Origin of the sequence: Streptomyces sp. NBC_00370, assembly GCF_036084755.1 — a bacterium.
Lineage (GTDB): Bacteria > Actinomycetota > Actinomycetes > Streptomycetales > Streptomycetaceae > Streptomyces.
On the sequence record NZ_CP107968.1, the window covers coordinates 5232017 to 5243407 of the forward strand.

Annotated in this window: 11 protein-coding genes; 3 read left to right on the forward strand and 8 right to left on the reverse strand. The window is 71.0% G+C overall.

Annotation, left to right across the window (positions count from 1 at the left end):
- Positions 1-155: 155 nt before the first annotated feature.
- From rplM to glmM, 3 genes are all read left to right on the forward strand, one after another.
- Entirely contained in the window at positions 156-599 is a 444-nt protein-coding gene (gene rplM / locus OHS57_RS23325; RefSeq protein WP_041985650.1) for a 50S ribosomal protein L13, read from the forward strand.
- Between the two features lie 41 nt (positions 600-640).
- The gene (gene rpsI, locus OHS57_RS23330) at positions 641-1168 is read left to right on the forward strand and encodes a 30S ribosomal protein S9 (RefSeq protein ID WP_041985647.1); all 528 of its coding nucleotides are present in this window, start codon (positions 641-643) and stop codon (positions 1166-1168) included.
- A gap of 172 nt (positions 1169-1340) precedes the next feature.
- Complete coding sequence (gene glmM / locus OHS57_RS23335) at positions 1341-2723, forward strand: phosphoglucosamine mutase (protein ID WP_041985645.1); 1383 nt, start codon at positions 1341-1343, stop codon at positions 2721-2723.
- Positions 2724-2779: 56 nt separating this feature from the next.
- On the opposite strand, the gene OHS57_RS23340 is transcribed toward glmM, so the two are convergent.
- The 8 genes from OHS57_RS23340 to OHS57_RS23375 form a co-directional block, all read right to left on the reverse strand.
- Complete coding sequence (locus tag OHS57_RS23340) at positions 2780-4012, reverse strand: cytochrome P450 family protein (protein WP_328583228.1); 1233 nt, start codon at positions 4010-4012, stop codon at positions 2780-2782.
- Complete coding sequence (locus tag OHS57_RS23345; RefSeq protein ID WP_041985641.1) at positions 3985-5256, reverse strand: cytochrome P450; 1272 nt, start codon at positions 5254-5256, stop codon at positions 3985-3987. Before OHS57_RS23345 ends, OHS57_RS23340 begins: the two co-directional genes overlap by 28 nt.
- A complete protein-coding gene (locus OHS57_RS23350) occupies positions 5253-5891 on the reverse strand; it encodes a GTP-binding protein (RefSeq protein ID WP_443042944.1) in 639 nt (212 codons plus the stop codon). Before OHS57_RS23350 ends, OHS57_RS23345 begins: the two co-directional genes overlap by 4 nt.
- Complete coding sequence (locus OHS57_RS23355) at positions 5860-6225, reverse strand: DUF742 domain-containing protein (protein WP_041985635.1); 366 nt, start codon at positions 6223-6225, stop codon at positions 5860-5862. Before OHS57_RS23355 ends, OHS57_RS23350 begins: the two co-directional genes overlap by 32 nt.
- Positions 6222-6731 carry a roadblock/LC7 domain-containing protein gene (locus OHS57_RS23360; protein ID WP_328583229.1) on the reverse strand — a complete coding sequence of 170 codons (510 nt, stop codon included), beginning with the start codon at positions 6729-6731 and terminating at the stop codon, positions 6222-6224. Before OHS57_RS23360 ends, OHS57_RS23355 begins: the two co-directional genes overlap by 4 nt.
- Positions 6728-8227 carry an ATP-binding protein gene (locus tag OHS57_RS23365; protein ID WP_328583230.1) on the reverse strand — a complete coding sequence of 500 codons (1500 nt, stop codon included), beginning with the start codon at positions 8225-8227 and terminating at the stop codon, positions 6728-6730. The genes OHS57_RS23360 and OHS57_RS23365 overlap by 4 nt, the downstream gene beginning before the upstream one ends.
- Before the next feature lie 180 nt (positions 8228-8407).
- Complete coding sequence (coaA, locus tag OHS57_RS23370) at positions 8408-9400, reverse strand: type I pantothenate kinase (protein ID WP_107070160.1); 993 nt, start codon at positions 9398-9400, stop codon at positions 8408-8410.
- Complete coding sequence (locus OHS57_RS23375; RefSeq protein ID WP_328583231.1) at positions 9400-11370, reverse strand: hypothetical protein; 1971 nt, start codon at positions 11368-11370, stop codon at positions 9400-9402. Before OHS57_RS23375 ends, coaA begins: the two co-directional genes overlap by 1 nt.
- Positions 11371-11391 lie beyond the last annotated feature (21 nt).

Here is an 11391-nt window from a genome sequence, read left to right on the forward strand (position 1 = left end):
GGTCGTTCTCACGCGAGGGGCCCTTACGCAGGTCCGCCGGGCCGATGGACAGCGGCAGGTGCACGGGTTGCGTCCCCGTAGTACCGCCAGGGCTGTCGTGATCGTCCGGGTGGCCTTGTCAGGACTCACCCACTGAAGAAGCGAAGGCTACGACCGTGCGTACGTACAGCCCCAAGCCCGGCGATGTGACGCGTCAGTGGCACATCATCGACGCGCAGGACATCGTCCTGGGCCGTCTGGCGACCACCGCCGCTAACCTCCTCCGGGGTAAGCACAAGCCGATCTATGCACCCCACGTCGACACCGGTGACTTCGTCATCATCATCAACGCCGACAAGGTGCACCTCTCCGGCAACAAGCGCACTCAGAAGATGGCGTACCGCCACTCCGGTTACCCGGGTGGTCTGCGGTCCGTCCGCTATGACGAGCTTCTCGCCAAGAACCCCGAGAAGGCCGTCGAGAAGGCCATCAAGGGCATGATCCCCAAGAACACCCTGGGCCGTCAGATGATCTCGAAGCTCAAGATCTACGCGGGCGACCAGCATCCGCATGCTGCTCAGCAGCCTGTCCCGTTCGAGATCACCCAGGTCGCGCAGTAGTTCCGGCCACCCCCTAAGACAAAAGAAATCTGAGGATAATCGTGGCCGAGACCACTGTTGAGACGCCCGCCGAAGCCCCCGAGGCCGAGGAGACATTCGACGCGGTGACGACTTTCGAGTCGGAGACCCCCGTCGAGGGCGAGTACACCTCCGAGTCCCTGGCGTCCCGCTTCGGCGACCCCCAGCCGGCTGCCGGCCTGGGCCGTCGGAAGAACGCCATCGCCCGTGTCCGGATCGTTCCGGGCAGCGGCAAGTGGAAGATCAACGGTCGCACCCTTGAGGAGTACTTCCCCAACAAGGTGCACCAGCAGGCTGTCAACGAGCCCTTCAAGGTGCTTGAGCTCGACAACCGCTACGACGTCATCGCCCGCATCTCGGGCGGCGGCGTCTCCGGCCAGGCCGGCGCGCTGCGCCTCGGTGTGGCCCGCTCGCTGAACGAGGCGGACGTGGACAACAACCGCGCCCCGCTGAAGAAGGCCGGATTCCTCAGCCGCGACGACCGTGCGGTCGAGCGTAAGAAGGCCGGTCTGAAGAAGGCCCGTAAGGCTCCGCAGTACAGCAAGCGCTAAACCCGAACGGCCTGTGGCCCGTACGGCAAATGGTTCGCCCCGGCAGCACTTTGTGCTTGCCGGGGCGTTCGTTTATGGGAATGAGCCAGGTCGGGCGTATAAACAACATTAAACGCTCGGGCACCAGGGCCCATGAGCTTGTGTATTTCTGAGCCTTTTCGGAGGGAGAGCTGTGGGACGACTCTTCGGCACGGACGGCGTGCGCGGTGTCGCCAACGCCGATCTGACGGCGGAGCTCGCGCTCGGGCTGTCGGTCGCTGCGGCGCATGTGCTCGGCGAGGTGGGGACGTTCGAGGGGCATCGGCCCACCGCCGTCGTCGGGCGTGATCCACGCGCCTCGGGGGAATTCCTCGAAGCCGCTGTGGTGGCCGGACTCGCGAGCGCGGGTGTGGACGTTCTGCGCGTCGGTGTGCTGCCCACCCCCGCGGTGGCGTATCTCACCGGCGTGCTGGGCGCCGACCTCGGCGTCGTGCTGTCGGCCAGCCACAACGCCATGCCCGACAACGGCATCAAGTTCTTCGCGCGCGGCGGCCACAAACTGGCCGACGAGCTGGAGGACCGCATCGAGGCCGCGTACCGGGACGCCGTGTCCGTGGAGAGCGTGGTGCACCACACCGGGCCCTCCTGGAAGCGGCCCATCGGCGCAGGCGTCGGCCGGGTCCGTACGTACGACGAGGGCTTCGACCGGTACGTCGCCCACCTCATCGGGGTGCTGCCGAACCGGCTCGACGGGCTCACCGTCGTCCTGGACGAGGCGCACGGCGCGGCTGCCCGGGTCTCGCCCGAGGCGTTCGCGCGGGCCGGGGCCGAGGTCATCACCATCGGCGCCGAGCCGGACGGGCTCAACATCAACGACGGGTGCGGCTCCACGCACCTGGACCAGCTGAAGGCCGCCGTCGTCGAACACGGCGCCGACCTCGGTATCGCGCACGACGGCGACGCCGACCGCTGCCTCGCCGTGGACGCGGCGGGCGAAGAGGTCGACGGCGACCAGATCCTCGCCGTCCTGGCGCTCGCCATGCGCGAGGCCGGCACGCTGCGCGGGAACGCCGTGGTCGGCACGGTCATGTCGAACCTCGGCTTCAAGATCGCGATGGAGCGCGAGGGCATCGAGCTGGTCCAGACGGGCGTCGGCGACCGTTACGTGCTGGAGTCGATGAAGGAGCACGGCTACGCCCTCGGCGGCGAGCAGTCGGGCCATGTCATCGTCCTCGACCACGCGACGACCGGCGACGGCACGCTCACCGGGCTGATGCTCGCGGCGCGCGTCGCCGCCACCGGACGTACGCTGACCGACCTCGCCGGCGTCATGCGGCGGCTGCCGCAGGTGCTGGTGAACGTGCCGGACGTCGACAAGTCGCGCGTCGACACCTCCGCCGAGCTGGCGACCGCGGTCGCCGAGGCGGAGCGGGAGCTGGGCGAGACGGGCCGCGTGCTGCTGCGCCCCTCCGGGACCGAGCCGCTGGTACGGGTCATGGTCGAGGCCGCCGACATCGAGCAGGCCCGGTCCGTCGCCGGCCGCCTCGCCGACGTCGTCAAGTCCGCCCTGGGGTGACGTCGGTGGCGGGGTTCCACGGTTCGTCCACGTGGAACCCCGCCACCCGCACCCGGCTACTTGCTCAGTCTCACCGGCAGCCTCGGGTAGCCGTACATGATGAACGACTCGTGCGTGACGGCCTCTTCCGTCCCGTACGCCGCCGTCATGTCGGGGAAGCGCTCGTACAGCGCGGGCAGCGCGATGCTCGCTTCGAGCTGCGCCAGCGGCGCGCCGATGCAGCGGTGCACGCCCGTGCCGAAGCCGAGGTTGTCCCGCTGCCTGCGGTGCGGGTCGAACACATGCGCGTCGTCGCCGTGTTGCTCGGGGTCCCAGCTCGTCGCCGCGTACGTGGTGAGAATCGCCTCGCCCGCCGGGATGACCGTGCCGTCGACCTCGATGTCGGCGGTCGCGTAGCGCAGCGGCAGATTGGCGACCGGCGGCGCCCAGCGCAGCACCTCGTCGGTTATCTGACGCCACGTCAACTCGCCTGCCGCCAGCTGGTCGCGGTACTGCGGGTGGCTGAACAGCGCGGCCACGGTGTTGCCGATGAAGTGGACGGTCGTCTCGTGTCCCGCGCCCAGGATCAGCACGAGCGTGTCGATCAGTTCCTTCTCGGCGAGATGGTCGTTGTCGTCGGCCCGAGCGGCGATCAGGTCGCTGGTCAGGTCGTCCCCGGGGTTCAGCCGTTTGGCCGCGACGAACGTGCCGAGCATCTCCTGGAACTCGCCCATGGCGGCGGCCACTTCGGCCGGCGGCGCGGTCGTGGTCACGATCACGTTCACCAGGCGGGCCGTGTCGGCGTGCAACTCCTCTGGCAGGCCGAACAGTTCGCAGATGAAGCGCATCGGCAGCGGGTGCGCGTAGTCGGCGACGAGGTCGACGCTCGCGCCGTCCGGTACGGCGGCCAGCTCCGCGACGAGGGTGTCGGTGATGCGCTGGACGCGGGGCCGCATCGCCTCGGTCCTGCGTGCGGTGAACGCGGGGGAGACGAGCGTGCGCAGCCTGCGGTGGTCGGGGCCGTAGGCGGTGAACATGTTGTCGACGCCAATCCAGCCGTACAGCCAGTGCGTCGCCGGGTCGGCGTGGATGGTCCCGTCCGTCCACAGCGTCCAGTGGCCCGGGTCCTTGCTGACCTTCGGGTCGAGCAGCAGCGTACGCAGGGCGGCGTGCCGGGTGACGGCCCACGCCGGTACGTTCCCGGGCAGCGCTATGGGCACGGCCGTGCCCAACTCCCGTAACCGCGCCGTCTCGCCGGGCAGATCGCGGCCTGTCGGGTCGATCAGGACGCGCTGGGGGTCGGTGTCCATGGTGTGGTCCCTACCTGGTCGGGGTGGATGGGGGTGAAGCGCACCGGCAGGGCGGCGAGACCGCGCAGGAAGCCGTTCGGGCGCCACACCAACTCGTCCGCCGGGACGGCCAGTTCGAGGGTGGGCAGCCAGGACGTCAGCTGCTCGACGGCGGTCGCCGCGATTTGCACGCTGGGGTCCTTCGCCGGGCACGCGTGCGGGCCCGCCGAGAACGCCAGATGCGAGCGGCCGCCGTTGCCGGGTTCCTCCGGCCGCTCGGGTGCGCCGGCGTCGTTGATCGCGGCGAACGAGATCAGTACGAGTTCGTCGGCCTTGACCCGCACCCCGCCGAGGACGGTGTCCTTACGGGCGAAGTGGGCGCCGTAGTTGGCGGCCGGCGACTGGTGCCAGAGCACGACCCGGATCGCGTCGTGCACGGTCAGGGCGCCGTCGGTGAGGGTGCTGTAGTACCGGTCGTCGGTCAGCATGCGGTGCAGGCTGTTGCCGATCAGCCCGCTGGTGGGTTCGTGGGCGGCGCCGATGGTGAGGATCAGCTCCTCGGTGACTTCCTCCGTGGTGAGGTTCGCCGAGTGGGACAGCAGCCAGGAGGTCAAGTCCCGTCCCGGCTCGCGAAGTTTGAGCGAGACCAGATCACCGATGTAACCGGCGAAGGTGAGATACGCGGCCTGCGCCGTCTCCTCGTGCACGCTGGTGAGGTCGGTCAGCGCGCCGACCAGCCGGTCGCTCTCCTTGTCGGGGAAGCCGAACATCTCGTTGAACAGCAGGACGGGCAGGCCCATCGCGAACTCCGCGACGAGGTCGCACTCACCCCTGGCGGCGAACCCCTGGATGAGCCGGTCGGCGCTGCGCTGCACCATGGCGCGCAGTATGTGCGGCTCGAAACGGGCGAGGCAGTCGGAGACGGCGCCCCGGTAGCGGGCGTGTTCCTCGCCGTCCGTGAACATCGGGTTCCTGCGGTAGCCGAGCATGCCCCGCACCGGCGAATCGGGGGCGAGATGGGCCGCTTCCCAGGTGCGCGGGTCCTTGGACCACAGGTCGGTGCCGTGCAGCACCTCCAGCGCCGTGTCGAGGTCGGTCACCAGCATCGCCCGTACGCCCGGGGCGATCTCGGCGGGGACGACCTTGCCGCGGGCCCGCAGCCGCCGGTAGAGGCCGTAGGCGTCCGCCGCGTACTCGGGGCCGTAGAGGGCGGGCAGTTCGGGGGCGGGTCCTGCGGCGGGGGCGGGGGTGGCGTGCGTCGTCACACTGACTCCAACGGGGCTAAGACGTGCCGGGTCATGGCGATCAGGGTGTCCAGGCATTCGTCGCGGTCCCGCGCGTCGACGCTGATCAGCGGGGTGCCGGGGGACAGGTCGAGCGCGGCCCGTACGCTGCCCAGGCTGTGCACGGGCGAGGTGGGGAAGCGGTTGACACCGACCGCGTACGGCACGTCGGCGGCCTCGACCATGTCCATCACCTCGAAGGCGGCCTCCAGCCGGCTCGTGTCGACGAGGACGAGCACGCCGAGGGCGCCGCGCACCAGGTCGTCCCACAGCACCCGGAACCGCTGCTGACCCGGGCTGCCGAACAGATACAGCACCATGCGCTCGTCCAGCGTCAGCCGGCCGAAGTCCGTGCCGACGGTGGTGTGGGTCTTGGCCGCTTCCCCGTCGGCCCGGTACCCGTCCAACTGGTCGACCAGCGCGCCCGCCTGGGTCATCCGCTCCTCGGTGTGCCGGCTCTTGATCTCGGAGACGGTGCTGACGAAGGTGGTTTTGCCGACCGCCAGCGGGCCCGTCACGACGACCTTCAGCATCAGCGCGTTCGACGGCAGGTAGTCGGGTGCCGGATGGCCGGCCGACGCGGCGTCAGGAGACGGACTTGGCTCGCTGGAGCGCATCGAGCACCTTTCTCAGGAGGTCGGGGTCGTGCCGCGCCGCCTGCGGCACCGGGGGCCGCGCGAGCACACAGCCCGACGCGATCAGATCCGCCAGCACCACCTTCGAGAGGGACACCGGCATCCGCAGACAGGAGGCCGTCTCGACCAGGGTCAGGGCGCCGCCGCCGAGCAGGTCCATGGCCTCGCGCTGCTTGTCGCTCAGACCCGGCGGGACCTCGTCGCTCACGCGGTGCAGCAGCGTTATGCGTTCGAGGGAGTAACGATCGGTCCGGGCCTTGCCGTCGGTCTCGACATAAGGCCGCACCAAAGGCCTCGGCACCCGGCCCGCTGTCATGACACGGTGTCCGCCGCGCCGGTGCCGGTCACGCCTGTACCGGCCGCGCCGGTGCCGGTCACACCCGTACCGGCGGCGCCGGTCTCGCGCGGCGGGCTGTCCATCGCGCGGCGCAACTTCTTGACCTGCACCTGCACTTCGTGGGCCACGACGCCCAGGTCCACGTCGATGTCGGCGTAGACCGAGATGACGGTGTTCTCGCCCGCGCTGGTGAGGAAGGCGTACCCGTCATGGCCCTCGATGACGACCTGCCGTACGGGACTGGCGCCCGCCGAGCCCTCGTACGCCCCGAGCAGCCCGCGCGACGCGGACATGATGCTCGCCAGCATGGCGGACGCGCCTTCGGCGTCGGCCCTCGGCAGATCGGCCGAGCGGCCCTCGATCAGTCCGTCGGTGGTCAGGACGACGGCGTGCCGCACATGCGGGATCTCGGTCAGCGGATCGAGGACCCACGACATGGTCTCCTCGGTCGTACGGAGCCTGGGGTGGCGCGCTGCGGTCGTCATGAGTGGGTTCCCCGTTCTTCGACTGCGTGTTCGTCGTCGGCGGCGCGGCCCGCCGCCGTGCCCAGCTGGAGCGCCGCCCACCGGTTCCGGCTCTCCGCCGGGCTCGGCCCGTCAGGCTCGGGGAATCCGGCCTGCTCGGCGAGTTGGAGCGGCGGCAGCGGGGGGTGGTCGTCGGCGTGCGTGTGTATCGCCGGATCCCCCTGCTCCCAGCCGCCCGGTGGCTGCGCCCAGCTGCCTTGGTCCGGCGGCGCCTGCCCCTCGGCCGCCCGTCTGCGCAGCGCCCGCCGCTGCGGCAGCGCGCTGCGGGCGTGCTCGTCGTGGCCCGGCTCGGCGGCCGGGCTCTCCAGGACGCCGAAGCCGCCGAGCCCGTCCAGACCGGCCGAAGAAACGGTCGAGGAAACGGCCGAGGGAGCGGTCGACGGAACGGCGCCGGGACCGGGCTCGTACGTCTCGCGCTGCGCGGGGAGGACGGCGGGTTCCTCGTACGGGTCCTCGACGTACCGGTCCTCGATCGTCACGAGCAGCGGCTCGGGTACGAGCACGGCCGCACGCAGCCCGTGGCTGTACGGGGACGGTTCGAGCACCGTGTGGAAGCCGTACTGCCGGGCGATGGCGCCGACCACCGGCAGGCCGATACCGGGCGGCTCGCCCTCCAGGTCGGTGAGCAACTGCCCCAGCTCGCCCGAGGCCAGGCCGTTGGCGCGCCGCAACTCCTCGGCGCTCATGCCGAGTCCCCAGTCGGTGACGAAGAACGTGCAGCCGCTGGCGCCGTGTTTGACGGCGACCTCCACGTCCACGTTGCTGGGCGAGTGGCTGAGCGCGTTGTCGAGCAGTTCGGCGAGGATCATCGCGAGCGGTTCGACGGCCCGAGCCGTCACCGCCAGCCGGCCCCTGACCTGGTAACTCGACCGGGCGACGCGCTGGTAGCCGACGACCCGGCCGGTGGCGCTCTTGACGATGTCCTGGACGGGGGAGTCCTCCCGCGCGAGACCCGGCCACCGGCCGCACACCACGGCGAGGCCCTGGACCAGCCGGAGGTTGCGTTCGTTCAGCTCGTCGAGCCTGACCAGGTCCTGGGCCACGTCCGGATGGTCGTAGCGCTCCTGCATGCTCTGTACGAAGGTCTGCTGGCGGTAGTGCTGGGCCTGGAGCTTGCCCATGACGCCGCGCATCACGGCCTTGGCCGCCTCGTCGCCCCTGCGCCGTTCGTCCACGACGAACTGGGCCGCCTGCTGCATCAGTTGGGTGAGGAGCCGGTCGACGTCGCCGCCCGCGAGGCGGTTGTCGAGCAGTCCGGGGACATGGACGCGGGGGTGGGCGGTGGACATCACCGACTCCGGCAGCCGTACGGCGCTCAGATGGTGCAGTTCACCGACGATCGCCCGCAGGGTGTCGTCCCGCTGGGCCAACTCGCCCTTCAGCGCCGCGATCTCGCGCTCCAGCCGGTCCTGGAGCTGTTCCTGCTCGCGGATCGTCTGCCGTGACAGGCGCGGCATCAGGTCCTGCCCCCGGCCGTCGGCGGCACGGCTAACTTCTGGCCAATCCCCGGACCGAACATAGTTGAATGCTCCATCACATCGCTGTCACGACCTCGCTTGGCCACACCAAGGTAATGGAAGGAACACATTCAGTCAGCGAAAAAGAACTCACGTACGGGGAGGGGCAGATGCGGTCACTCAGAGTTTGCGCAGCGACAACCGCTGTACCTTGTGGTCAGGGCCCTTGCGCAGCACCAGCGTGGCGCGACCGCGGGTCGGCGCGACATTTTCGAGCAGGTTCGGCCGGTTGACGGTTCGCCACATCGTGCGTGCGTAGTCCAGCGACTCTTCCTCGGAAACCTGGGTGTATTTCCGGAAGTACGAAGAAGGGTCCTGGAACGCCGTTTCGCGCAATTTGCGGAAGCGGTTGAGATACCAGGCCTCCACGTCGTCCGCGCGGGCATCGACGTACACGCTGAAGTCGAAGTAGTCCGCCAGAGCGACCCTGGTCCTGCCGTCCTGGCCCGGCAGGGCCGGCTGGAGGACGTTCAGCCCCTCCACGATCAGGATGTCCGGGCGCCGTACGGTCAGCAGTTCGCCCGGCACGATGTCGTAGATCAGATGCGAGTAGACCGGCGCGGTCACCTCGTCCTTGCCGGCCTTGATGTCGGCCACGAACCGCGTCAGCGCCCGCCGGTCGTACGACTCGGGGAAGCCCTTCCGCGCCATCAGCCCGCGCGCCTGCAGCTCCTTCATCGGCAGCAGGAAACCGTCCGTGGTGATCCGCTGGACGCGCGGGTGTTCGGGCCAGCGCGCCAGCAGCGCCTGCAGGAGCCGCGCCACGGTCGACTTGCCCACCGCCACACTGCCCGCGACCCCTATGACGAAGGGCGTGCCGCGCTGCGCGCCGTGGCCGCCGCCCGCCTCGCCGAGGAAGGTGTTGAGGGCGCCGCGCAGCCCGGCCGTCGCCTGCACGTACAGGTTCAGCAGCCGGGACAGCGGCAGATAGACGTCCCGCACCTCGTCGAGGTCGATCACGTCACCGAGCCCGCGCAACCGCTCCACCTCGTCGGCCGTCAGCGGCAGCGGCGTCTTGTCGCGCAGCGCGCTCCACTCGGCGCGGGTGAGGTCGACGTAGGGGGTCGGCCCGTGCTCGGCCCGGCGCTGAGAGGTGTGTGGAGCTGAATTGATCACGCGTCCATTGTCGGGGGTGCGGGCGCGCCGTGGGCGGTGGGCTCGGTCACGTGGGCGGCGGCGCGCGGGGCGCGGGTGCGCTGGCGCCAGGCCCTGGTGAGCTGGCCGCCGAGATACAGCGTCGCGACGGAGGCCAGCACCGCGCGCAGATGGCCCACGTCCGGCGCCCACCAGGCGTACGCCGTGGTCGGCAGGAACAGCAGCACACCCAGCAGACGCAGCGTCCACCAGCCGCGCGGCCGGGGCACCACCGGCCGGGGCAGCGCGGGCTGCGGCCGGAACGCGGCGGCCCGGTGGCCGTTGCCGACCGTCAGCACCCGCCGCAGACCGGCGAAGAAGCCGTGCCTGGCCAGCACCTGCGCGCCCGGTACCTCCGTCAGCACCTCGTCACGCTCGCCGAACGCGGCCGGCAGCGGGGGCAGGCCGAGCGCGGCGACGAGTCCGCTCTGCCGCCGGTCGGGGGCGTCCGAGCCGCGCAGCAGGGATGTCAGCGGACGGATGTCGTCGATGCCGTAGACGGCGGCCAGCGCCCGCGCCGTGGCGGCGGCCGTCGCGTGGTCGGGGACCGGGGCCGCCGGGTCCCACTCGTGGTCGGCGAGCGTCTTGCCCCGCTGGACGAGCGTGACGCCGTACCGGTCCGCCGTCCTGCGCAGCACGAGCGCCGGCCAGCGCTCGCCGGTGGTGAAGTTGTCGGCGGCCGAGGTCAGCCGCTCCTCGCCGAGCAGCGCCGCGCGCCCGCCGGGCGCCGCGTCGGCGGCCTCCGCCGCCTCCGCCGCCACCTCCACGTACGAGATCCCCTCGGCCGCCGGTGCGATCCGCAGCGGTACGCCACAGATCAGCGCGGCCTCGGCGACCTTGTGCGGCGGCGCCTTGACCAGGGCGAGTGAGCGCGGCGTGTGGTCGGCGCCGCGCGTCCGCGGGGCGGGCTTCGGCGCTGAGAAGAACGGGATCCGGGCCGCCACGTGCATCCGCACGCCCGTACGGAAGTCCAGGAACTCCCTGCGGGCGTCGCCGAAGTACGCCCACGGCAGCTCCGTCGCATGCACGCCGAGCGCCCGGAACTGCTCCAGCGACTCCTCGTGCCGCCCGGCCAGGATCAGCATCAGCGCCAGCTGGTTGCGTACGCCCGCCGCCTCCGGATCGCCCGGCGGATATCCGGCGGACAGCTTCAGGGCCCGCTCGATCGCGGCCTCGATCCGGGCCCGGGGGATCCGCTGGTCGCCCGACGTGACGTTCGCGTTCGCCACCACGTCGTACTCGACGGCGGCCAGCAGCGGCAGCGCGTGCAGCTGCGACCCGGGCAGCGCGCCGCGCGCCGCGCGCTCGGCGAAGTCGAACATCTCCTCGTGCGAGCCGTGCCACTTGTCGCACAGGTACTGCAGCGCCGCCGCGTGACAGCCGTAGTGGTGCGGGGCCCGCTCCACCGCCTCGGCCCAGTACGCGTCGAAGACCTCACGCGGCGCCTGACTGCCCGTCGCGTGGGTGAGCGCCAGCTGCCACGGCACCGGATCCGTCGGGTTCAGCTCGGCGGCCGCGCCGATGACCGGTACGGCGTCGTCGAGCAGCGCGAAGAACGCCTGGAACTGGTCCTGGGCCACGTCCTTGGCGCGGGCCGCCGTCCGTATCTCCCACGCCTGCTTCACGCACAGATCGGCCTTGACCAGCGTGGCGTCCGGATTCTCCGGCTCCGCCGCCAGCCAGTCGTCCAGCCACCCGGGGCTGTGCAGCGCGCTCGCCGCGAGCCGGGGCACCCAACTGCCGCGCCGCTCCCACTCGCCGCCGAGCCGGGTCGCCGCCAGCAGGTCACGCGCGGGACGGTGGTCACCGGCGGCTGCCGCGATCAGGGCGCCCCGCAGCTCGGGGGCGGGCGGGTCCAGGACTACGGCGGTGTCGGGCGGCAGGTCGGCGCCGACGGCGGAGCCGTGCCGGAGCATCCGGGGCAGGGTGATCAACGTGCGGAGCGTCACCGGGCCATTGAATGCGGTCGG